General features: G+C 66.7%; 22 protein-coding genes. 13 read left to right on the top strand and 9 right to left on the bottom strand.

Going from position 1 to position 22815, the window contains the following annotated elements; all coding sequences use genetic code 11:
- Positions 1 to 68 precede the first annotated feature (68 nt).
- From uvrC to JNJ68_RS08300, 4 genes are all read right to left on the bottom strand, one after another.
- The gene (gene uvrC / locus JNJ68_RS08315; protein ID WP_294981312.1) at positions 69 to 1928 is read right to left on the bottom strand and encodes an excinuclease ABC subunit UvrC; all 1860 of its coding nucleotides are present in this window, start codon (positions 1926 to 1928) and stop codon (positions 69 to 71) included.
- Positions 1929 to 2225: 297 nt separating this feature from the next.
- Positions 2226 to 2999: an SDR family oxidoreductase gene (locus JNJ68_RS08310; RefSeq protein ID WP_294981309.1), complete on the bottom strand. Its 774-nt coding sequence runs from the start codon at positions 2997 to 2999 to the stop codon at positions 2226 to 2228.
- On the bottom strand, positions 2996 to 3181 hold the full coding sequence (locus JNJ68_RS08305; RefSeq protein WP_294981306.1) for a hypothetical protein: 186 nt from the start codon (positions 3179 to 3181) through the stop codon (positions 2996 to 2998). Before JNJ68_RS08305 ends, JNJ68_RS08310 begins: the two co-directional genes overlap by 4 nt.
- Positions 3182 to 3973 (bottom strand): S49 family peptidase, encoded by a 792-nt coding sequence (locus JNJ68_RS08300; protein WP_294981303.1) that lies wholly within the window; start codon positions 3971 to 3973, stop codon positions 3182 to 3184.
- Between the two features lie 61 nt (positions 3974 to 4034).
- Between JNJ68_RS08300 and JNJ68_RS08295 the strand changes: the two genes are divergently transcribed.
- The 7 genes from JNJ68_RS08295 to JNJ68_RS08265 all read left to right on the top strand — a co-directional run bounded on the left by JNJ68_RS08295 (position 4035) and on the right by JNJ68_RS08265 (position 11079).
- The gene (locus tag JNJ68_RS08295) at positions 4035 to 4916 is read left to right on the top strand and encodes a LysR family transcriptional regulator (RefSeq protein ID WP_294981299.1); all 882 of its coding nucleotides are present in this window, start codon (positions 4035 to 4037) and stop codon (positions 4914 to 4916) included.
- 86 nt (positions 4917 to 5002) lie between these two features.
- Complete coding sequence (locus JNJ68_RS08290) at positions 5003 to 5473, top strand: formate dehydrogenase subunit gamma (protein WP_294981297.1); 471 nt, start codon at positions 5003 to 5005, stop codon at positions 5471 to 5473.
- A complete protein-coding gene (locus JNJ68_RS08285; protein WP_294981294.1) occupies positions 5470 to 6975 on the top strand; it encodes a formate dehydrogenase beta subunit in 1506 nt (501 codons plus the stop codon). Before JNJ68_RS08290 ends, JNJ68_RS08285 begins: the two co-directional genes overlap by 4 nt.
- Positions 6972 to 7181 carry a DUF4287 domain-containing protein gene (locus JNJ68_RS08280; protein WP_294981291.1) on the top strand — a complete coding sequence of 70 codons (210 nt, stop codon included), beginning with the start codon at positions 6972 to 6974 and terminating at the stop codon, positions 7179 to 7181. Before JNJ68_RS08285 ends, JNJ68_RS08280 begins: the two co-directional genes overlap by 4 nt.
- Before the next feature lie 4 nt (positions 7182 to 7185).
- Positions 7186 to 10062, top strand: a complete 2877-nt coding sequence (gene fdhF, locus JNJ68_RS08275) for a formate dehydrogenase subunit alpha (protein ID WP_294981289.1) — start codon at positions 7186 to 7188, stop codon at positions 10060 to 10062.
- Complete coding sequence (gene fdhD / locus JNJ68_RS08270) at positions 10059 to 10859, top strand: formate dehydrogenase accessory sulfurtransferase FdhD (RefSeq protein WP_294981286.1); 801 nt, start codon at positions 10059 to 10061, stop codon at positions 10857 to 10859. The genes fdhF and fdhD overlap by 4 nt, the downstream gene beginning before the upstream one ends.
- Positions 10849 to 11079, top strand: a complete 231-nt coding sequence (locus JNJ68_RS08265; protein WP_294981285.1) for a formate dehydrogenase subunit delta — start codon at positions 10849 to 10851, stop codon at positions 11077 to 11079. The genes fdhD and JNJ68_RS08265 overlap by 11 nt, the downstream gene beginning before the upstream one ends.
- Positions 11080 to 11188: 109 nt before the next feature.
- On the opposite strand, the gene rfbA is transcribed toward JNJ68_RS08265, so the two are convergent.
- The 5 genes from rfbA to JNJ68_RS08240 form a co-directional block, all read right to left on the bottom strand.
- On the bottom strand, positions 11189 to 12061 hold the full coding sequence (gene rfbA / locus JNJ68_RS08260) for a glucose-1-phosphate thymidylyltransferase RfbA (RefSeq protein ID WP_294981283.1): 873 nt from the start codon (positions 12059 to 12061) through the stop codon (positions 11189 to 11191).
- A complete protein-coding gene (gene rfbD, locus JNJ68_RS08255; protein WP_294981281.1) occupies positions 12058 to 12903 on the bottom strand; it encodes a dTDP-4-dehydrorhamnose reductase in 846 nt (281 codons plus the stop codon). Before rfbD ends, rfbA begins: the two co-directional genes overlap by 4 nt.
- Positions 12900 to 13937 (bottom strand): dTDP-glucose 4,6-dehydratase, encoded by a 1038-nt coding sequence (rfbB, locus tag JNJ68_RS08250; RefSeq protein WP_294981279.1) that lies wholly within the window; start codon positions 13935 to 13937, stop codon positions 12900 to 12902. The genes rfbD and rfbB overlap by 4 nt, the downstream gene beginning before the upstream one ends.
- Entirely contained in the window at positions 13934 to 14497 is a 564-nt protein-coding gene (gene rfbC, locus JNJ68_RS08245; protein ID WP_294981277.1) for a dTDP-4-dehydrorhamnose 3,5-epimerase, read from the bottom strand. The genes rfbB and rfbC overlap by 4 nt, the downstream gene beginning before the upstream one ends.
- Positions 14498 to 14562: 65 nt before the next feature.
- Positions 14563 to 15783 (bottom strand): glycosyltransferase family 61 protein, encoded by a 1221-nt coding sequence (locus tag JNJ68_RS08240; protein ID WP_294981276.1) that lies wholly within the window; start codon positions 15781 to 15783, stop codon positions 14563 to 14565.
- Between the two features lie 170 nt (positions 15784 to 15953).
- Here JNJ68_RS08240 and JNJ68_RS08235 point away from each other — a divergent pair, with 170 nt between their 5' ends.
- The 6 genes from JNJ68_RS08235 to JNJ68_RS08210 all read left to right on the top strand — a co-directional run bounded on the left by JNJ68_RS08235 (position 15954) and on the right by JNJ68_RS08210 (position 22800).
- Positions 15954 to 17003 carry a saccharopine dehydrogenase gene (locus JNJ68_RS08235; protein ID WP_294981274.1) on the top strand — a complete coding sequence of 350 codons (1050 nt, stop codon included), beginning with the start codon at positions 15954 to 15956 and terminating at the stop codon, positions 17001 to 17003.
- A gap of 97 nt (positions 17004 to 17100) precedes the next feature.
- A complete protein-coding gene (locus tag JNJ68_RS08230) occupies positions 17101 to 18252 on the top strand; it encodes a saccharopine dehydrogenase family protein (protein WP_294981272.1) in 1152 nt (383 codons plus the stop codon).
- 114 nt (positions 18253 to 18366) lie between these two features.
- The gene (locus JNJ68_RS08225; RefSeq protein WP_294981269.1) at positions 18367 to 20070 is read left to right on the top strand and encodes a heparinase II/III family protein; all 1704 of its coding nucleotides are present in this window, start codon (positions 18367 to 18369) and stop codon (positions 20068 to 20070) included.
- Between the two features lie 43 nt (positions 20071 to 20113).
- Positions 20114 to 21700, top strand: a complete 1587-nt coding sequence (purH, locus tag JNJ68_RS08220; RefSeq protein ID WP_294981266.1) for a bifunctional phosphoribosylaminoimidazolecarboxamide formyltransferase/IMP cyclohydrolase — start codon at positions 20114 to 20116, stop codon at positions 21698 to 21700.
- A gap of 1 nt (position 21701) precedes the next feature.
- On the top strand, positions 21702 to 22208 hold the full coding sequence (gene lspA / locus JNJ68_RS08215; RefSeq protein ID WP_294981264.1) for a signal peptidase II: 507 nt from the start codon (positions 21702 to 21704) through the stop codon (positions 22206 to 22208).
- Between the two features lie 61 nt (positions 22209 to 22269).
- Positions 22270 to 22800 carry a DUF3035 domain-containing protein gene (locus JNJ68_RS08210; protein ID WP_294981262.1) on the top strand — a complete coding sequence of 177 codons (531 nt, stop codon included), beginning with the start codon at positions 22270 to 22272 and terminating at the stop codon, positions 22798 to 22800.
- The last annotated feature ends 15 nt before the right edge of the window (positions 22801 to 22815 follow it).

Below are 22815 nucleotides of genomic sequence, written 5' to 3'. Positions count from 1 at the left end.
CACGATCTCTGGACGTGGCTCTGGTCGTCTTTGGCCTGCAACGTGGATTGGCACAGAAAAGCGCCCGCTTACCCCTTTGCCGAGAAGTAGTCCGCGATGGTCTTGGCCATTGCCTCGGAAATTCCGTCCACGGCCTGCAAGTCTGCCACCCCGGCCCGCGCGACGGCCTTGGAGCTGCCGAAATGTTGCAGAAGGGCGCGTTTCCGGGTAGCGCCGATGCCGGGGATATCGTCGAGGGGGGTCAGGCTGACGGCCTTCGCCCGCTTGGCGCGATGCGCGCCGATAGCCCAGCGGTGGGCTTCATCCCGCAGGCGCTGGATGAAGTAGAGGACGGGGTCGTTCCTTTGCAGGGCGAAGGGGCGTTCGCCCGGGCGATGGAATTCCTCTTTCCCGGCGTCGCGGTCGACGCCCTTGGCGACCCCGACCATGGCGATGTCGTCCACCCCCAGTTCCGCCATGATCCCCGCCACGGCAGAGACCTGCCCGGCGCCACCGTCGATCAAAAGGAGGTCGGGCCACATTTCGGTCTTGCGGTCGGGGTCTTCCTTCAAGAGGCGCTCGAACCGGCGGGTCAGGACTTCCTTCATCATGCCGAAGTCGTCGGAATTGGCCCCGGCCTCGGAGCGGATGTTGAACTTGCGGTATTGGCTTTTCAGGAAGCCCTCGGCGCCCGCCACGATCATCCCGCCGACGGCATGGGCGCCCTGGATATGCGAGTTGTCATAGACCTCGATCCGCTGCGGCGGGGCATCGAGGTCGAAGGCTTCGGCAAGACCGGCGAGGAGCTTGTTCTGGGTGGTGGATTCGGCCATCCGGCGGGCGAGGCTTTCGCGGGCGTTGCGGACCGCGTTCTCCACCAGCTCGGCCTTTTCGCCCCGTTGCGGCACGGCGAGTTCCACCTTGCGTCCCGCCCGGATCGACAGGGCCTCAGTCACGAGGTCGGGGTTGTCGACGGGATGGGAGAGCAGGATCAGCCGCGGCGGCTCCTTGTCGTCGTAGAACTGGGTGAGGAAGGCCTCCATGATCTCGGGTGCCTCGGCCCCGGCGCCGGTCTTGGGGTAGAAGTCACGGTTGCCCCAGCTTTGGTTGGCGCGGATGAAGAAGACCTGCACGCAGGCCTGCCCGTGTTCGAGGTGGAGGGCCACCACATCGGCCTCGGCCACGCCCTGCGGGTTGATGCCCTGGCTCTGCTGGATCTGGGTCAGCGCCTTGATCCGGTCGCGCAGGGCGGCGGCGCGTTCGAATTCCATCGCTTCCGAGGCGGCGGCCATGTCGCGGGCGAGGTCGGCCTGGACCGAGGTGGTCTTGCCTTCGAGGAACCGTTCGGCATCGGCCACCAGCTCGGCATAACCCTCCTGGCTGATCTTGCCGACGCAGGGGGCGGAGCAGCGCTTGATCTGGTATTGCAGGCAGGGCCGGGTGCGACTTTCGAACATGCTGTCCGAGCAGTTCCGCAGCAGGAACACCTTCTGCAACTGGTTCAGCGTCCGGTTCACCGCGCCCGCGCTGGCGAAGGGGCCGAAATAGGCGCCCTTCTCGGACTTCTTGCCGCGGTGCTTCTTGATCTGCGGGAAGGGGTGTTCGGCAGAGATCAGGATGTTCGGGAATGACTTGTCGTCGCGCAGGAGCACGTTGTAGCGCGGCTTCAGCTGTTTGATGAGGTTCTGTTCCAGAAGCAGCGCCTCAAGCTCCGTCCGCGTGGTCAGGAACATCATCGAGGCGGTTTCGTGGATCATCCGGGCGATGCGGCCGGAATGGCCTGCAGGACGAGCGTAGTTCGTCACCCTTGCTTTCAGGTTACGCGCCTTGCCGACGTAAAGGACTTCGCTGGCCGCGTTCAGCATCCGGTAGACGCCCGGCGAACCGTCGAGCGTGCGGAGGTAATCCTGGATCACCTCATGTCCGGTACGGGGTTTTTCGTCGGTCATCTGGCGGTGTCGATTCTCTGGTCAGGGCTGCACTGAACGGGTGGTGGTGGCAAGAGCAAAGCTGTCCACGGAATCTGGGGATAACTCTGCGGAGAAGATTTCAGGAGCGCGGATTTTCCCTTGTTTTCGGGCCGGTTCGTGAAGTTGCCTATTTTTTAGGCACATTGGGAACACGTTGATTCCAAACAAAAGATTTTCTATCTCGTCGCAAATCCCTGAAATCCCAGTTGAATCATGACGGTCTTGTGACGGATGCGTGAGAAGTGGACAAGTTGACGCGGGGTCGTTCTGGAAAGCCTATTCCACGCCCAGAACGTCAGGCGTTTTCCAGCCGAGATGCTGGCCTCCGTCCACCGCGATGAACTGGCCGGTCACGCCAGGGCTGTCGAGGAAGAAGCCCAGCGCTGCGGTGATGTCCTCGGGGTTCGAGCCGCGTTTCAGGACGGTCGCCGCACGCTGGCGGGCGAAGTGGTCGCCGGACTGCCGCGCGCCGCGCAGGGTTGGGCCCGGGCCGATGGCGTTGACGCGGATATGCGGGGCAAGGCCCTGGGCGGCGGTCTGGGTCAAGGCCCAGAGGCCCATCTTGGCGATGGTGTAGGTGGAAAACTCGGGCGTGAGCTTCAGGATGCGTTGGTCGATCATATTGACGATCAGGCCCTGCGCACGGGGTTCGCCGGTTTCGTCTGCCGTCGCGGGGGGGCACTGGCGCGCGAATGCTTGTGTCAGGACGTAGGGCGCGCGGAGGTTGGATTCGATGTGGCGGTCCCAGCTTTCGCGGGTGGCGGTGTCGATCCGGTCGTATTCGAAGATCGAGGCGCTGTTGACCAGCACGGTCAGCGGGCCAAGCGCGGCGGCGGCGGCGGGGATCAGGGCCTGGACCTGCGCCTCGTCCAGAAGATCGGCCTGGAAGGCCCGGGCGCGGCGGCCCATGGCGCGGATTTCGGCGACGGTGGTGTCGGCCTCGTCGGCAGAGGTGGCGTAGTGCACCGCGACATCGTGGCCGCGCCCTGCCAGATACAGTGCCATCGCGCGGCCAAGCCGCTTTCCGGCGCCGGTGACCAGCGCGGTCATCGGGCCTTGCCCCCGCAGGCGCAGGTCTTCTGGCCGATCAGGTAGCGCCCGCATTTGCCGCAGCGCGGAGGGTCCTGGCGTTTGCGCAGGATGCGGGGCAGCGACGAGGGGAAAAGGGCGCGACCGACCAGGGCGACAAGGACCATCGCGGCCAGGAAGAGGAAGATGACCTTGACCAGCATCTAGAGCCCGTATCGCGCCCAGAGCGCCCTATCCTCGACCGCGCCGAGGGTTTCGTCGATGACCGAAAGGCCGAGGCGCTGGAAGAGGCTGCGCTTGCGACCGAGGGGGAGGAGCCTGACCTTGTCGCCGTACAGGTCCTTCAGCTTGGGGACCATGTGGGCGATGCCGTCGGCAAGACCGAGATCGACCGACTGCTGGCCGACCCAGATGTCGGCGTTGAAGAGATCTGCGGTTTTGCTGAGGCGCTGCCCGCGTGAGTGCTTCACATGATCGATGAAGGCTTGGTGGATCGGGGTTTGCAGCGCTTTGAGGCGGTCGATGTCTTCGGGTTTCTGCGGCAGGAATGGGTCGGCGAAGCTTTTGGACTTGCCCGCCGTGACCACGCGGCGTTCGACGCCCTGTCGGGCCATCAGCTCGGGGAAGCCGAACGAGGCGAAGATCACGCCGATGGAGCCGACGAGGCTGCTGGGATCGACCCAGATGTCATCGGCCGCACAGGAAAGCCAGTAGCCGCCCGAAGCCGCCACATCCTCGACGAAGGCGTGGACGGGGATCTTCTTCTCGTCCGCCAGCCGCCGGATGCGCGCGGCGATGAGCGAGGACTGCACGGCAGAGCCGCCCGGCGAGTTGATCGCCAGCGCCACGGCAACGGGCTTCAGCTTGAAAGCCTTTTCGATCAGGGGAGCGAGGGCCTCGTCGTTCAGGCCACGCGTGCCGGTGCCGATGGTGCCCGAAAGGCGGATCACCGGAACGACGGGCGGTTTCGGCAGGAAGGGGATCAGGCGGCGCATGGCCAACAGGTAAGGCCTGAAGGGCTTGCGGGCAAGGGCGGGGCGCGGCAGGGTCTTCTGCATGATCGACAAGCTGGAAATGTTCATCGCGCTGGCGAAGGAACGGCACTTCGGCCGGGCGGCGGAGGCGTGCGGAGTAACGCAGCCCTCACTATCAAGTGCGATCCGGCAGCTGGAGGATCAGCTGGGCGTGCAGCTGGTGTTCCGCGGCAGCCGTTTCCAGGGCCTGACGCCGGAGGGGCAGCGCGTGCTGGACCGGGCCTTGGGCATCGTCGGCGACGTGCGGGCCCTGAAGGACGAGATGCGGGTCGTGCGCACCGGCCTCTCGGGCAATCTGCGGATCGGGGTGATCCCCACCGCGCTGCCGATGGTGGCCGACCTGACCGGGCCGTTCACCCAGAAACATCCGAATGTGCGGGTGTCGATCCTGTCGCGGACCAGCGTCGAAATCCTGACGGGGATCGAGGCGCTGGATCTGGAGGCCGGGGTCACCTACCTCGACAACGAGCCCTTGGGCCGGGTGTCGCAAGTACCGCTCTACACCGAGTTCTACCGCCTGCTGATCGCGCCAGGGTCGGAGCTTGCAGGGCGGCGGCAGATCAGCTGGCATGACCTGTCGGCGATTCCGCTGTGCCTGCTGACCTCTGACATGCAGAACCGGAGGATCGTCAATCAGCACCTTGGCGAGGCCGGGGTGGATGCGGCGCCGATGATCGAATCGAACTCGACGATGGCGCTGGTGGCGCATGTGCTGACCGGGCGCTGGGCGTCGGTGGTGCCGAAGAAGCTGGCAGATATGTTCGTCGCGGACGGGCGCTTGCATTCCATTCCCATTGTCGAACCGGAGGCGGAGCATACCGTCGGGCTGATCGCGGCGCGGCGCGACCCGCAGACGCCCGTCTTGCAGGCGCTGGTGGATGAGGCTGTTCGGCTGTTTCGATAGGCATGGCCTATTGAGCAACGGCATATCTGGATTGAATCGCCTATCAATCGGCGTATACCCTTGCATGCCAGCCAGAGGTTGCCCGCATGCTCGATTCCCACGTCCAGTCCGACCGAATTGCCGAAATCCTTGAGGCCCATATTGGGCTTGAGGGACCGCTGCTACCGATCCTCCACGCGATCCAGGCAGAGTTCGGCCATGTGCCCGAAAGCGCGATTCCGCAGATTGCGGCGGCGCTGACGATTTCCAAGGCGGAAGTGCATGGGGTCATCAGCTTCTACCACGATTTCCGCGAGAGGCCTGCCGGGCGGCATGTGCTGAAGCTGTGTCGGGCCGAGGCCTGTCAGGCGGCCTTTGGCAACTCGGTCGCGGAACGGGCGAAGCAGAAGCTTGGCATCGACTGGCACGAGACGACGCCAGATGGCGCGGTGACGCTGGAGCCGGTGTTCTGCCTGGGTCTTTGCGCCTGCGGACCGGCGGCGATGGTAGATGGTCGACTGGTGGGAATGCTGACGCCGAAATCGGTCGAAAAGCTGATCGACGAGGTGGAGAAATGAGGGTCTGGCTTCCGCTTGACAGTTTCGCCCTGGCGATGGGCGGTGAAGAGGTTGCCAGAGCCATCCTGGCCGAGGCGAAAGCGCGCGGGGTCGAGGTGACACTGACCCGCAACGGCAGCCGTGGCATGGCCTGGCTGGAACCGCTGGCCGAGGTGGAGGTAAACGGCGTCCGGCACGGCTTCGGGCCAATGACGCTTGCGGATGTGCCGGGCCTGTTCGGTGATCTGGCTGCGCATCCCAAGGCTCTGGGTCCGGTCGAGGAGCTGGGCTGGATGAAGGGCCAGACCCGGCTGACCTTTGCCCGCGTGGGGGTGATCGACCCGCTTTCGCTGGCGGAGTATCGGGCGCATGGCGGGTTGGAAGGGCTGGACAAGGCCCGAACCATGACCAAGGCACAGATCGTTGCCGAAGTGACGGACTCCGGCTTGCGGGGTCGTGGTGGCGCGGGTTTCCCGACGGGGATCAAGTGGAAGACCGTTAGCGAGGCGAAGGCGGACCGCAAGTATATCGTCTGCAACGCCGACGAGGGCGACAGCGCCACCTTTGCCGACCGGATGCTGATGGAGGGCGACCCCTTCACCCTGATCGAGGGCATGGCGATCGCCGGGCTGGCCTGCGGGGCGACGAAGGGCTTCGTCTACATTCGCAGCGAATATCCGGTGGCGATCCGGGTGATGCGCGCGGCGGTGGACATCGCACGGGCCGAGGGCGTGTTGGGCAAGGCTTTCGACATGGAGATCCGCGTCGGCGCCGGGGCCTATGTCTGCGGCGAGGAAACGAGCCTCTTGAACAGCCTGGAAGGCAAGCGCGGGATCGTGCGCGCCAAGCCGCCGCTGCCGGCTCTGGAAGGCTTCATGGGCAAGCCGACGGTGGTGAACAACGTGATCTCGCTGGCCTCGGTGCCGGTGATCCTGGCCAAGGGGGCGGCGTTCTACAAGGACTTCGGCCTCGGCCGGTCGCGCGGGACGATCCCGCTGCAGATCGCCGGGAACGTGAAATACGGCGGGCTCTATGAAACCGCCTTCGGCCTGACCCTGGGCGAGATCGTCGACAGGATCGCGGGTGGCTGCTTCACCGACCGGCCGGTCAAGGCGGTGCAGGTGGGCGGCCCACTGGGTGCCTATTTCCCGCGCGCGCTGTTCGACACGCCCTTCGGCTATGAGGAATTCGCCGCGAAGGACGGGCTGATCGGCCATGCCGGGCTGACGCTCTTCGACGACAGCGCCGACATGCTGGCGATGGCCCGCTTCGCGATGGAGTTCTGCGCCATCGAGAGCTGCGGCAAATGCACCCCCTGCCGGATCGGGTCGACCCGTGGGGTGGAAACGCTGGACCGGCTGGCGCGCGGCGATGCCGATGCGATCCCGATCCTCACCGATTTGTGCAACACGATGAAGCTTGGTTCGCTTTGCGCATTGGGCGGCTTCACCCCATATCCGGTAATGAGCGCGCTGACGCATTTCCCGGATGACTTCGCCCGCGCGAAGGAGGCCGCCGAATGACCGAGACCGTGAAGGGCCCCGCGTCCTACTTTCCGTCGATCGAAAAGACCTATGGTCAGCCGGTCGGCCACTGGTTCGCGCAGATCGCCGGTATGCTGGACCAGCCGCACATGCAGATCGTCGGTTTTCTGAAAGAAACTCACGGGCTGGGCCACGGCCACGCCAATGCCATCGTCGCCCACCAGCTTGCCGCACGGAAAGGCTAATCAGATGAAAGACTTCATCATTCCCGACCGCGATTTCGGAACCCCGGCATCCAAGGCCAAGGCGATGGTTACGCTGACCATCGACGGCTTCGACGTGACTGTGCCGGAAGGCACCTCGATCATGCGCGCGGCGGCAGAGATCGGGATTTCTGTTCCAAAACTTTGCGCCACCGACAGCGTCGACGCCTTCGGGTCCTGCCGCCTTTGTCTGGTCGAAATCGAGGGGCGGAACGGGACGCCGTCGTCCTGCACGACTCCGGTCGCGCCGGGGATCAAGGTTCACACCCAGACCAGCCGGATCAAGCAGCTGCGCCGGGGGGTGATGGAGCTTTACATCTCGGACCACCCGCTCGACTGCCTGACCTGTGCCGCGAACGGCGACTGCGAGTTGCAGGACATGGCCGGTGCCGTGGGCCTGCGCGATGTCCGCTATGACGCGGTCGACACGCACTTCCGCGCGAAGAACACCAGCGGCGAAGCCAACCCGCAGTGGCTGCCGAAGGACGATTCCAACCCTTATTTCACCTATGACCCGGCGAAGTGCATCGTCTGCTCACGCTGCGTCCGGGCGTGTGAGGAAGTGCAGGGGACGTTTGCGCTGACCATCGAGGGGCGGGGCTTCGACAGCCGGGTGTCCTTCGGTGCGAAGACCGACAATGCGCTGGCCTCGGATTGCGTCAGCTGCGGCGCCTGCGTGCAGGCCTGCCCGACAGCGACGCTGAGCGAGAAGTCGGTGATCGACATCGGCACGCCCGACCGGTCGATCATCACCACCTGCGCCTATTGCGGCGTCGGGTGCAGCTTCAAGGCCGAGATGCGCGGCGACGAGCTGGTGCGGATGACGCCCTACAAGCACGGCAAGGCCAACCGGGGCCATAGCTGCGTCAAGGGCCGCTTCGCCTATGGCTATGCCACGCACCAGGACCGGATCCTGAAGCCGATGATTCGCGACAGCATCAACGATCCGTGGCAGGAAGTCTCCTGGGCCGAGGCGATGGAGTTCGCAGCAAACCGGATGAAGGGCATCCAGGCGAAATACGGGCGCAATTCGGTGGGGGTGATCACCTCCTCGCGCTGCACGAACGAGGAGACCTACCTCGTCCAGAAGCTGACCCGCGCGGTGTTCATGAACAACAACACCGACACCTGCGCCCGCGTCTGCCATTCGCCCACTGGCTATGGCCTGGGCCAGACCTTCGGGACATCAGCGGGGACCCAGGACTTCGACTCGGTCGAGGAATCGGACGTGATCCTGGTGATCGGCGCCAACCCCTCGGCGGCGCACCCGGTCTTCGCGTCCCGCATGAAGAAGCGGCTGCGCAAGGGCGCGAAGCTGATCGTCGTCGACCCGCGCCGGACGGAAACCGTGGAAGGCCCGCATTACAAGGCCGCGCATCACCTGGCGCTGACGCCGGGGACGAACGTGGCGGTCGTCAGCGCGCTGGCGCATGTCATCGTGACCGAGAAGCTCTACGACGAAGAGTTCATCCGCACCCGCTGCGACTGGGACGAATTCCAGGACTATGCCGAGTTCATCAGCGCCCCGAACCACTCGCCCGAGGCGGTGGAACTGGTGACGGGCGTCCCGGCCGAAGAAGTGCGCAAGGCGGCACGGCTTTATGCGACCGGCGGCAACGGGGCGATCTACTACGGGCTGGGGGTGACGGAACACTCGCAGGGCTCGACCACTGTCATCGGCATCGCCAACCTCGCCATGCTGACCGGCAACATCGGGCGGCAGGGCGTCGGGGTGAACCCGCTGCGCGGCCAGAACAACGTGCAGGGCTCCTGCGACATGGGGTCCTTCCCGCATGAACTGCCGGGCTACCGCCATGTGAAGAACGCCGATGTGCGGGCGATCTACGAGAACCTCTGGGGCGTCACCATCGACCCGGAGCCGGGCCTGCGCATCCCGAACATGCTGGACGCTGCGGTGGAGGGCAGCTTCAAGGGCCTCTACTGCCAGGGCGAGGACATCCTGCAATCCGACCCGGACACCCACCATGTCGCGGCGGGTCTGGCGGCGATGGAATGCGTCATCGTCCACGACCTGTTCCTGAACGAGACGGCGAACTATGCCCACGTCTTCTTCCCCGGCTCGTCCTTCCTGGAAAAGGATGGCACCTTCACCAACGCCGAGCGGCGGATCAACATGGTCCGCAAGGTGATGGCGCCGAAACAGGGCTATGCCGACTGGGAGGTGACCCAGCTGTTCGCCAACGCGATGGGCGCGAACTGGACCTACACCCATCCCAGCCAGATCATGGACGAGATCGCCATGACCACGCCGTCCTTCGCGGGCGTGACCTATGAGAAGATCGAGACCATGGGTTCGGTCCAGTGGCCCTGCAACGACAAGGCGCCGGAAGGCACGCCGCTGATGCACATCGACGGCTTCGTACGCGGCAAGGGCAAGTTCATCCGCACCGAATATGTGGCGACGGACGAGAAGACCGGCCCGCGCTTCCCGCTGTTGCTGACGACCGGGCGCATCCTGTCGCAGTACAACGTGGGGGCGCAGACGCGGCGGACCGACAACGTGGTCTGGCACGACCAGGATATGCTGGAGATCAACCCGCACGACGCCGAGAACCGGGGCATCCGGGACGGCGACTGGGTGCGGCTGGCCTCGCGCTCGGGCGAGACGACGCTGCGGGCCGAGATCACCGACAAGGTCTCGCCCGGCGTGGTCTACACCACCTTCCACCACCCGGACACGCAGGCCAATGTCATCACCACCGACTTCTCGGACTGGGCGACGAACTGCCCGGAATACAAGGTGACGGCGGTGCAGGTCGCGCCCTCCAACGGTCCGTCCGAGTGGCAGGAGGAATACAACGCCCAGGCCGCCCTCTCGCGCCGGATCCTGGCGGCGGAATGATCGGCGCGCGGGCCACGCCCCGGCTGGTGTTCGGGCCCTCGGTTCAGCCGGGGGACCGGGTCCTGCCCGAGGAGGTGGCCGTCGCGCTGTCGTTCAACGGGACGACGCAGGCGGTGATGATGGCGACGCCCTCGGACCTTGAGGACTTCGGGTATGGGTTTGCCCTGACCGAGGGAATTGCAGGGCCGCAGGATATCCTGTCGGTCGAGGTTGAGGAGCTGGCCCGGGGCTACGACGTGCAGGTCTGGCTGCGGCCAGAGGCCGAGTCACGGCTCGCTGCGCGGCGACGGGTGATGGCGGGGCCGGTGGGCTGCGGGCTGTGCGGGATCGACTCGATCGACCAGGCTTTGCGCGAGGTGCCGATGGTGGCTCCGTCCGGGTTCCGGATGACCCCGGCGCAGGTGCGGGAGGCGGTGGCGGCGCTGCCGGGCGAACAGCGGCTGCATGACGCGACGCGCGCAGTGCATGGCGCGGCGTTCTGGAACGGGCGGGTGCTGCTGGCGCGGGAAGACGTGGGGCGGCACAATGCGCTGGACAAGCTGGTGGGCGCGATGGTCCGCCAGGGCATCGGGCCGGAGGGGGCGGTGGTGCTGACCAGCCGCGTCTCCACCGACATGGTGCAGAAGGTCGCCATGCTGGGCGCCCCGCTGATCGTCGCGGTCTCGGCGCCGACGGTGGCGGCGGTGGAACTGGCCGAGCGGGCGGGGATCACGCTGGTTGCGCTGGCGAAGGGGGACCTGTTCGAGGTCTTCTCGCATACGGATCGTTTGAAGACGGAGGGGGCCCATGTCGGCTGACAAGATCGTGCGCATGGCGAATGACATCGCGAAATTCATGGAATCGAAGCCGCATGCCGAGGGGGTTTCGCTGCTCGCCGCGCATATCAACGATTTCTGGGAGCCCAGGATGCGGCGGCAGCTGTTCCAGAAGATCGATGCGGGCGGAGAGGGTTTCAGACCCCTGGTGCTCGAAGCGGCGGGCAAGATCCGGCGGCCTGCGGCGGAAGAGGCGGCCTGACTGTCCACGGTGGACAATCGTTGAATGACAAGTGATTTCAGCAGGTTAGTCGCGGGCGTTCACGGTTTCTTAACCCCTGACAAGGGGTGCCCGTGACAGTGGGGCAAGGTCACTCTTTGAGCACGCTTGCCAGATGCGCGCCGTAGCTGGACTTGCCGAAGACCTTTGCCCGTTCGCCCAACCCGTCACGGCTGATCCAGCCTTGCCGGAAGGCGATCTCGTCCGGAGAGCCGACCTGCATCCCCTGCCGGTCCTGTAGCGTGCGAACGAAGTTCCCGGCGTCGAGCAGGCTGCCCGGCGTGCCGGTGTCCAGCCAGGCGAAACCGCGGCCCATGCGTTCGACCTGAAGCGAACCCTCGGCGCGGTAGTGTTCCAACACGTCGACGATCTCCAGTTCCCCACGCGGCGAGGGCTTGATCTGTGCCGCGATGTCGGGGGCGCGGCCGTCGAGGAAGTAAAGGCCGGTGATGGCGAAGCTGGAGGGCGGGTTCTTCGGCTTTTCGATGATCTGGGTGACGCGGCCATCGGCGTCGAAGGCCGCCACGCCGTAGCGTTCGGGGTCGGAGACATGGTAGCCGAAGACGGTGCCGCCGGTGTCCTGGTCATGGGCGCGCGACAGGATTTCCGGCAGGCCGTGGCCGAAGAAGATGTTGTCGCCCAGCACCATCGCCGAAGGTGCGCCGTTCAGGAAATCGCGGGTCAATAGGTAGGCCTGCGCCAGCCCCTCCGGCTTTTCCTGGATGATCCAGGTGAAGCGCACGCCCCATTGGCTGCCGTCTTGCAGCAGGCGCTGGAACTGGGGCTGGTCTTCCGGCGTGGTGATGATGGCGATCTCACGGATGCCCGCCAGCATCAGGACCGAGATGGGATAATAGACCATCGGCTTGTCGTAGATCGGCAGAAGCTGTTTCGAGGTGCCGAGCGTGATCGGCCAGAGCCGCGAGCCGGTGCCTCCGGCGAGGAGAATGCCTTTGCGGGTCATGCGGTCAGCTCCTTCACGATGACGGCAAGGCCCGCGCGCCAGTCGGGGCGGGGGATGCCGAACGCGTCCTGCAATGCATGGCAATCAAGGCGAGAATTCAGCGGGCGTCGGGCGGGAGTGGGGTAATCGGCGGTTGGGATGTCATTGATCCGGCAGGCAAGCCCGGCCTCGGCCATGATCGCCCGAGCAAAACCGGCCCAGCTGGTATCGGGGGCGCCCGCAAAGTGATGAGTGCCGCCGGGCATGCCCTGGACCATGGCCTTGGCGGCGGTGATCAGCGCGCCTGCGATGTCGGCTGCCGGGGTGGGGCCGCCGATCTGGTCGGCGACGACGTTGAGGCTTTCGCGCTCGGCCCCGAGGCGGAGCATGGTCTTGATGAAATTCGCCCCGTGCGCCGAGACGACCCAGGAGGTGCGCAGGATCAGGTGGCTGCCGCCTGCGGCGCGAATGCCCTGTTCCCCGGCCAGCTTGGAGCGGCCATAGGCGTTCAGCGGCGCGGTCGGATGCTCAGGGGCGAAGGGCCGGGTGCCCTGTCCGTCGAAGACGTAGTCGGTGGAGATATGAAGGAAGGGCAGGCCTTTGGCGGCAGCGGCGCGGGCCATTGCGGCGGGGGCCGCGCCGTTGACGATGGTGGCAGCGGCTTCCTCGACCTCGGCCTTGTCGACGGCGGTCCAGGCGGCGGCGTTGATCACGGCTTGCGCGTCGGTGGCGGCGATGGCGGCAGCACAGGCGGCGGGGTTCAGGAGGTCGGCCTCGTCGCGGCCAAGGAAGGTCGCCTCTGGCACGATCCGCGCGAGTTCGCGCGCGACCTGGCCGGTCTTGCCGAAGATCAGGAGCTTCATGCCTTGCCGAGCCTTTCCCCTACGCCTTTCCGGTCGAGGAGAGGGCGCCACCAGCTTTCGTTGTCGAGATACCAGCGGACGGTGCGGCGCAGGCCTTCCTCCACGGTGACCGAGGGCCGCCAGCCGAGTTCCTCGCGGAGGCGGGAGGGGTCGATGGCGTAGCGGGCGTCGTGGCCGGGGCGGTCGGTGACGAAGGTGATCTGGTCGGCGTAGGGGGTGGCTTTCGGGGCCATCTCGTCGAGCAGCGCGCAGATGGTGCGGACCAGGTCGATGTTGCGGCGTTCGTTCTCGCCGCCGATGTTGTAGCTGCGGCCCAAGGCGCCCTTTTCCAGGACGAGGAGGAGGGCGTCGGCATGATCCTCGACATAGAGCCAGTCGCGGATGTTCTCGCCGGTGCCGTAGACCGGGATCGGGCGACCGTGCAGCGCGTTCAGGATGGTGACGGGGATCAGCTTTTCCGGGAAATGGTAGGGGCCGTAGTTGTTGGAGCAGTTCGTAAGGAGCACGGGCAGGCCGTAGGTCTCGGTCCAGGCGCGGACCAGATGGTCGGAGGCGGCCTTGGAGGCGGAATAGGGCGAGCGGGGGTCGTAGGGGGTGTGTTCGGTGAACTGGCCCTCCGGTCCCAGCGAGCCGAAGACCTCGTCGGTGGAGATGTGGTGGAAGCGGAAGCTTTCGGGTTTGCCTTGGCGGGTCCAGTGGGCGCGGGCGGCTTCCAAAAGATTGAAGGTGCCGGTGATGTTGGTCTCGATGAAATCCGACGGGCCGTCGATGGAGCGGTCGACATGGCTTTCGGCGGCGAGGTGCATCACGGCGTCGGGGTTATGCGTGGCGAGGATGCGGTCGAGGGCTGCGCGGTCGCGGATGTCGGCCTTCTCGAAGCTGTAGAGGTTCGACTGGGCGACCGACGCGACGTTGGCCTCGTTCGCGGCATAGGTCATGGCGTCGAGGTTGACGACCTCGTGGCCGCGGGCGACGGCAAGGCGGACCACGGCGGAACCGATGAAGCCGGCGCCGCCGGTGACGAGGAGCTTCATTCCGGGACTCCGTAGCGGAAGGGCTGGCCGATGTCGGCGAGGAGGGGGGCGCGGGCGTCCTTGTCGGAGAGGGTGGGGGTGCTGGTGCCCCAGTCGATGCCGAGGGCCGGATCGTCCCAGCGGACGGCGCCGTCATTCTGAGGGCTGTAGAGGTCGGAGCATTTGTACTGGACCTCGGTGTCGGCGGTCAGCGTCACGAAGCCGTGCAGGAAGCCCTTGGGGACGAAAAGCTGGCGGCCGTTGTCGGCGGTCAGCTCGACGGCGACGTGCTGGCCGAAGGTCGGCGAGCCGCTGCGGATATCGACCGCCACGTCAAGGATCGCGCCCTTCGAGCAGCGGACGAGCTTGTCCTGCGCGCGGGGCGGCGACTGGAAGTGCAGGCCCCGCAGCGTGCCTTTGGTGGCGGAGAAGGAGTGGTTGTCCTGCACCCAGGGCAAGTCGAGTCCGGCATTGGCCATCCGCTCGGCGTTCCAGGTTTCCATGAACCAGCCGCGCGCGTCACCGAAGCGGCGGGGGGTGAGGACCAGCACCTCGGGAAGTGGGGTGGTGTCGATTTGCATCTTGGCCTGACCTTCTGACATTCCGCCCAGACTTGCACCGGCGGACGGCGGGTTTCAAACGGGAATCACGGCGAAAGCTGTGGCGGATCGCCGGATTGCGGGGTCTCTGCGGCGGTCTCTGCGGGGGAGGCGCTGGACTTCACGCCGGGCCGACGCCGGATCAGCTGGCGCGATCTTTCGTCCAGCTCGGGGGGTGCGGAGCGGAGCGGGGATCGCCCCCGTTCCATCCGCGCCAGCCAGGTTTCGAGCACCGGACGGGGCGGTCCGATCGCAGCGTCGGTGGCAAGGAAGCCGAGACGGCGCAGCGCCGCGCACAAGGCCTGCAGGTCGAGGAGGGCGACGCTGGTGTTCGATGGCCCGCCCCGCCGGGAGAAATCCGCGATCCGGGTATCCAGATAGTCGAGCTTCACGTCGGGCAACCCCTGGAACCAGCGTGCGATATGGCTGTCCAGTGGGCGCCGCAGGATCATCGCCGCCTGCTGCTCGGGCCTCGCGATCAGCGACCAGAGGTGGACGGCGGACCCATCGGCGAAGACAAGCTTCTCGGCTGAGCCATAGGCGCGCATCTGGTCGGCCATCGACAGCGTTTCGGGGTGGATGATCCGATAGCCTTGGCTCTGGAGGAACGCCTCGAGGTCGGCCTCTTGCAGGAATTGCCCGTTGGCGAGGCCCAGCCTGGCCCGGCTGACATAGAGCTGCAGTCCGGGTTCGGCCGGCGTCGCCGGACGGTGCGCCCGGAGCCAGGCCGGGAACTGCGGCATCACGCTGGGCCGGCGATGCAGGTTGCACAGCTCTTCGCCCACCACCAGCTCCTCGACCCGCAGGGGCTGGCAGACCAGTTCCACCGGATTGCCGATGCCCAGCTGGCGCAGCACCTGCACGAAATAATCGGGGATCACGGTCAGCCCACGACGCGAGCTGACGAAGAGGACAGGGGCCTCGGGGAAGAGGTCGCAGAGCCAGAGACGCCCGATCGACTGGGTCAGCAGATGGCCGAACCCCGGCCCGATCACGCCGCCGTAGATGCAGCGTCCGGGGCGGTGTCCGGCTTCGGTCTTCACCGCGTCCAGCGGCACGGGCCGCGAGCGGCGGTGCAGGAAGACATCGGTTCCGAAGCGGGCCTTGGTCCCGTCGGCGCGGCGGACCCCGATCCCCATCAGGGGACGGCCCATCCCCGGCGCGGTCCCGTCGTCTTCGGCCTCGCGCCCGCGGCCGGGCTCGCCCGCGACAATCGTCGCCTGTCGCTCGATGTCGAACGGGGGCAGGTCCTTCGGGATCGTCGGCATATGCGGGGCCACCTGTGGCGTTTCGACCTTGGCCCGTCCTCTATCCCGATTTCCTGTCCGGCCCGCAAGGCTTTGGACCCGTCCTGCCGGAGACATCCATGCCGATCGCGGACCCCTGTATCCTGGCGCCGGTTCTGCTATCACGCGGCAAATTTGGGAGGGACCGGGACATGACCCATCTCTGGGTGCGGGCCGAGCAGCGGCCGAACGAGGAGCGGGTGGGAATCACGCCCGAAGGTGCGGCCGCGCTGGTGAAGGCGGGCATCCGGGTGACGGTGGAGAAGTCCTCGGTCCGGGCGATCCCGCTGGAGGGGTATGTTTCGGCGGGCTGCGAGGTCGCTGCGGAGAATGCGTGGCCCACGGCTCCTGCCGATGCGATCATCTTCGGGCTGAAGGAACTGCCGGAGGACGGCACGCCGCTGACGCATCGGCACATCATGTTCGGCCATGCGTTCAAGGGGCAACCGGCGGGGCGGGTCCTGCTCAAGCGGTTCAAGGCCGGGGGCGGGGTACTGTATGACCTGGAATATCTTGTGGGCGAGGATGGGCGGCGGGTCGCGGCCTTTGGCTATTGGGCCGGCTATGCGGGCGCAGCGGTTTCGCTGACATGCTGGGCGGCGCAACAGCGGGGCGGGATTGCCGGCCCGGTGCGGAAGGTGGCGTCGAAGGAGGCGCTGCTGGCGGAGTTGGGCGCGGAACTGGCGGGGCTATCGCGGCCCCGGGCGATCATCATCGGGGCATTGGGGCGGGTCGGTACGGGGGCGGCCGACCTGTGCACGGCAATGGGCGTGGCGGTGACGAAATGGGACATGGCGGAGACCGCGAGCGGCGGGCCGTTCCCTGAGGTCTTGCAGCACGAGATCTTCCTGAACTGCATCCTCGCCCGGCCGGGCTGCCCGGTGTTCGTGCCTGCGTCTGCGAAGACCGATCCGCGCAGGCTGACGGTGATCGGGGATATCGCCTGCGACCCGACCTCGGATTTCTCGCCGATCAAGGTCTATGATCGGGCGACGGACTGGGATGCTCCGGCGCTAAGGGTGCATGATGTGCCGCCGCTGGATGTGACGGCGATCGACAACCTGCCGAGCCTGATGCCGGTGGAATCGAGCGAGGATTATGCGGCGCAGCTGTTGCCGTCGCTTCTGACGCTGGATGCGCTGGACCGGGGCGTCTGGGGGCGGGCGAAGGTGGAATTCGACAGGCACGTCGCGGGCGTGTGAGCAAGGTATCGAGCGGGGCCCAAATTCCTTGAGGAAGGAATTTGTCAAGAATCTTGAGTAAGATTTTTGGGTCTCCGGGACACAGGGGAGCAAAGACATGACGATCCATTGGTGCGGCACGGGGCTGTCGTCGATTCCGGGGCTGCGGCGTCTGATCGAGGCGGGGCATCCCGTCACGGTCTGGAACCGCACGGTCGAAAAGGCGCGGGCCGAGGTCGGCGACCTGACCCAGGACATCCGGCCCTTCAGCCTGGAGGCGCTCACCGCCGCGTTGAAGCCGGGTGACATCGCGGTGTCGATGCTGCCGGCCGACCAGCATGTCGGCATCGCCAAGCTGTGCCTGGAGAAGGACGCGAACTTCTGTTCCTCCAGCTACATCGCGCCGGAAATGCGCGAGCTGGACGGGGCGTTCCGGGAAAAAGGCCTGGTTTCGGTGAACGAGGTCGGCCTTGATCCCGGCATCGACCACCTGATGGCACATGATCTGGTGGCGCGCTATCGGGCCTCGAAGGCCTATCACAACGACAACGTGCTGAGCTTTACCAGCTATTGCGGCGGGGTGCCGAAGGAGGCGAACGCCTTCCGCTACAAGTTCAGCTGGGCTCCCGCCGGGGTGCTGAAGGCGCTACGGTCTCCGTCCCGCAGCCTGCGGCATTTCACCGAGTTGCGGGTCAACCGGCCCTGGGATGCGATCAGCCGCTATGACGCGCCGCTGCCCCAACCGGAAAGCTTCGAGGTCTATCCCAACCGCGACAGCTATCCCTTCATGGAGGAATACCGTTTCGAGAAGCACTGGAGGGTGCGCGACTTCGTGCGCGGGACAATCCGGCTGAACGGCTGGGCCGATGCCTGGGCGCCGATCTTCCGCGAGATCGAGGGGCTGGAAGGCAAGTCCACGGCGGAGATCAACGCCGCCCTTGACGCGCGGGCCGCGGAGCTTCTGAACGACAACTCCTATGCCGAGGGCGAGCCCGACCGGGTGGTGCTGTTCGTGTCCCTGAAGGCGGAACGCGACGGGGTGCCGGCGTTCCATCAGACCTGGGCGCTGGATGCCTGGGGCGATGTGCGGGGAACGGCGATGGGGCGGCTGGTGTCGGTGCCGGTGTCGCTGGCCGTCGAGGCGGTGCTGAACCGTGAGATCCCGGCGGGGGTGCATGGTGCACCGCATGATCCGAAGCTTCTGGCGCGCTGGCTGGACCAGGTCGGGCATCTGGCGCAGGTACTGCAAAGGATCGACCATCTCGCCTGACGGAGTTTGTCTCTCACCGGGCGGGGCGTGACGAAACCGTCGACGCGCGGGCCGGTTTTGCCTATCATACCCGCCTACGACCCGGGCGAACCGGGCAAGCGAGCGAGGCAGGACGTGCGCACCACGTCGAAGCGACTGGATCGGCTGGCCGACCGGCTGGCGGTGCTGGCGGCGCGCCGCGCGCGGCCAGCGGGCGGGTTCGTGTCGCAGCCGGAGCCGCGGTCGATCGGGCTTTACCCGCGCGGCAAGCAGCTGGTTTCAGGCAATATCCTGCTGGCGGGGCATCTGGCCGAGGCGCCTGGCGTTTCGCTTTGGGACATCGCCGCGCCGGAGCGCTTTCTCGCGGAGGCGCAGGGTTTCGGCTGGCTGGACGACCTGGTGGCGCTGGGGACCAAGGAGGCGCAGGGGCGGGCGCAGGACTGGACCTGGGGCTGGATCGACCGCTATGGCGGGGGCAAGGGGCCGGGCTGGACGCCGGACCTGACGGGCCGAAGGATCATCCGCTGGGTGCATCATGCCACCTACCTGATGCAGGTCCGCGACAGGGTGCAGTCGGCAGCGTTCTATGCGGCGCTGTCGCGGCAGGCGGCCTATCTGGCGAGGCGCTGGCGGAGTGCGGCGGAGGGCCTGCCAAGGTTCGAGGCGCTGACCGGACTGGTCTATGCGGGGATTTCCCTGATCGGGATGGAGGGATTGGTCGCCCCGGCCTCGGCGGCGCTCGCGGCGGCCTGCGAGGCGGACATCGACGCCGAGGGCGGCATCCCGACGCGGAACCCTGAGGAGCTGCTGGAGGTGCTGACGCTGCTGACCTGGTCGGCGAGCGCTATGAGCGAGGCCAATCTGACCGTGCCGCCCCCGTTGTCGGCGGCGATCACCCGGATCGCCCCGGCGCTGCGGGGATTGCGGCATGCGGATGGTGAGCTGGCGCGGTTCCATGGTGGCGACAGGGGGGAGGAGGGGCGACTGGACCAGGCGCTGGCGGCGGCGGGGGTACGGGCGGGATCGACGCCCTCCATCGCGATGGGCTATGCCCGGCTGCACGGCGGGCGGACCTCGGTCATCGTCGATGCCTCGGCCCCGCCGGGGGGGCGGGCGGCGCGGACGGCCCATGCCTCGACAAGCGCCTTCGAGCTGTGCTCGGGGCGGCGGGCGCTGGTGGTGAACTGCGGCCCGGGGGCGGGCTTCGGGACGGACTGGTGGCGGGCCTCGCGGGCGACCGCTTCGCATTCCACGCTGGGGATGGAAGGGGTGTCCTCCTCTCGGCTGGGGGCAGAGGGCGAGGCGCTGGAGCATCGGGCGCAGGTCACGTCCTCGCGCCTGACGATGGGGACCGAGGGGGCGGACCTGTATCTGGCGCATGACGGGTGGCTTTCCAGCCATGGGTTGACGGCGAGCCGCAGCCTGACTCTGGCGCAGGACGGGCGTCGGCTGTCCGGCGTGGATGCGCTGACGGCAATGACGGCCGAGGCGCGGCGGCGGTTCGAGGATGTGATGACGCAGACCGCGATGGCGGGTGCGCGCTTCGCGATCCGCTTCCACCTGCACCCCGAGGTGGACGCGACGCTGGACATGGGCGGCGCGGCGGTGTCGATGGCGCTGCGCAGTGGCGAAATCTGGGTTTTCCGCTTCACCGGGCAGGCGGATCTGGCGCTGGAGCCCTCGGCCTATCTGGAAACCGGGCGGGTGAACCCGCGGCCCTGCCTGCAAATTGTGCTGCATGGGCAGGCGCGAGGCTTCGAGACACGGATAGGCTGGACCTTGGCGAAGGCAAAGGATACTCCGCTGGCCATCCGGGACCTGGAGGGGATGGACCCCTGACGGACCCAACTGATGCCTCATCGGCAAGCGAAGGGTTCAAGCGATGACCAACCTCGTCCCCATCGGCCGTGCGCTGATCTCGGTTTCCGACAAGACCGGACTTCTGGACCTTGCGCGGGCGCTGGCGGGATACGGGGTGGAGCTGATCTCGACCGGGGGCACCAGCGGAATGTTGCGGGCTGCGGGGCTGGCGGTGCGGGATGTCAGCGACGTGACCGGGTTCCCCGAGATGATGGACGGGCGGGTGAAGACGCTGCATCCGAACGTGCATGGCGGGCTTCTGGCGCTGCGGGATGACGACGAGCATCTGGTGGCGATGGCGGCGCATGGGATCGAGCCGATCGACCTCTTGATCGTGAACCTCTACCCGTTCGAGCAGATGGTGGCGAACGGGGCGGACCATGCCACCTGCATCGAGAACATCGACATCGGCGGCCCGGCGATGATCCGGGCCGCGGCGAAGAACCATCGCTTCGTGACGGTGGTGACGGATCCGCTGGACTACGGCTGTCTGCTGGCGACGCTGAAGGCCAACGACGGGGCCACGACGATGGCCTATCGCTCGAGGCTGGCGCTGACGGCCTATGCGAAGACCGCAGCCTATGACACGGCGGTCAGCACCTGGCTGGCGGGAGAGATCAGGGAGCCTGCCCCGAGGTACCGCAGTTTCGCGGGCAAGCTGGCGCAGACCCTGCGCTATGGCGAAAACCCGCATCAAGCGGCGGCCTTCTACACCGACGGCACCCGCCGCCCCGGCGTGGCGACGGCGCGGCAGTGGCAGGGGAAAGAGCTGTCCTACAACAACATCAACGACACCGACGCGGCCTTCGAGCTGGTGGCGGAATTCGCGGGCGGCGCTCCGGCCTGCGCGATCATCAAGCATGCGAACCCTTGCGGGGTGGCGACGGCCTCGACCCTGCTGGAGGCCTACAGCAGGGCCTACCAGTGCGACCAGACCAGTGCCTTCGGCGGGATCGTCGCGCTCAATCAGGTGCTGGACGCGGCGACGGCGGAAGAAATCGTGAAGATATTCACCGAGGTGGTGATTGCCCCCGATGCGACCGAGGAGGCGCGCGCGGTGTTTGCGGGCAAGAAGAACCTGCGGCTCTTGACGACAGGCGCGCTGCCGGACCCCAAGGCGAAGGGGCTGGCCTTCAAGCAGGTGGCGGGGGGCTTCCTGGTGCAGGACCGGGATGCGGGGCATGTCGCGCCCGCCGACCTGAAGGTGGTGACGAAGCGCGTGCCCACGGAGGCCGAACTGCGTGACCTGATGTTCGCCTGGACCGTGGCCAAGCATGTGAAATCGAACGCGATCATCTACGTGAAGGATGGCGCGACCGTGGGCGTCGGCGCGGGGCAGATGAGCCGGGTGGATTCCACCCGCATCGCAGCGCGGAAGGCGCAGGACATGGCCGAGGCGCTGGGGCTGGCCGGGCCACTGACCAAGGGGTCGGTCGTGGCCTCGGACGCCTTCTTCCCCTTCGCCGACGGGCTGATCACCGCGGCAGAGGCCGGGGCGACGGCGATCATCCAGCCCGGCGGCTCGATGCGCGACGACGAGGTGATCGCGGCGGCGGACGAACGCGGGCTGGCCATGGTCTTCACCGGACAGCGGCATTTCCGGCACTGAGATGCGGCGCTTCTGGATCACCGCCGTCACCACCTTCGGCATCGACCAGTTGACCAAGCTGGGCGTCGTACAGGGATTGGACCTGATCGACCGTCACGAGATCGACGTGCTGCCCCCGTATCTGGTCTTTCGCATGGCCTGGAACGAGGGCATCAACTTCGGGCTGCTGTCGCACGGCTCGGACATCGCGCGCTGGGGGCTGATTGTGGTTGCTCTGGCTATCTCGGCCTGGGTGATCTGGTGGATGCGGCGCGAACGCGGGAACTGGAAGGCAGAGCTGGCGGGAGGCCTGCTGGTGGGCGGCGCGCTGGGCAATATCGTCGACCGAATCGCTTATGGCGCGGTGGCGGATTTCCTGAACATGTCCTGCTGCGGGATCGAGAACCCCTATGCCTTCAACGTGGCGGACATCGCGATCTTCGCGGGGGCGCTTGGGCTGGTGATCTTTGCCAAGGGAAGCGAGGGCCGCAGGACAACCGGCGGAAAACCCCCCGGCAAGACGCGCTAAACACCCGTGACGCCCGCATTGCTTTAGGCTAAGACGGGGCAAAGACGGTTCGGAGGCGGGTATGCGGGCAGTGAAGGGCAGGGCGGTCATCGCGGTTGCGGCGATGGTCACGCTTGCGGCCTGCGGCGGCAAGGGCGCGCCCCAGCTTATGAACCTGCGGTCGGGCCAAGGTCCGGACGAGTTCGCCATCGTGCCGCCCAAGGCGCTGGAAATGCCGGAAAGCCTGAGCGAGTTGCCGGAGCCCACGCCCGGCGGCTACAACCGCACCGACCAGACGCCCGAGGCCGATGCGGCGGTGGCGCTGGGGGGCAAGCCCGCGGCAGCGGGGGGTATTCCGGCAGGCGATTCAGCGCTTTACGCCCATGCCGCCCGTTTTGGGGTGGATGGCGGCATCCGCGCCACTTTGGCCTCGGAAGACCTGGAATGGCGGCGCGACAACAATGGTCGCCCGCTTGAGCGGCTGTTCAACGTGAACGTCTACTACAAGGCGTATCGCAAGCAGAGCCTGAACCAGCAGGCCGAGCTGGCCCGCTGGCGCAAGCTGGGCGTCCGCACCTCCTCGGCGCCGCCGCGCCAGGTGGGCGAAGAGTAACAAGCGCGTGGCTCT

This window comes from Tabrizicola sp. (assembly GCF_016793705.1).
Classification (GTDB): Bacteria; Pseudomonadota; Alphaproteobacteria; order Rhodobacterales; family Rhodobacteraceae; genus Tabrizicola.
This window is presented reverse-complemented; position numbering and strand designations above follow the sequence as displayed.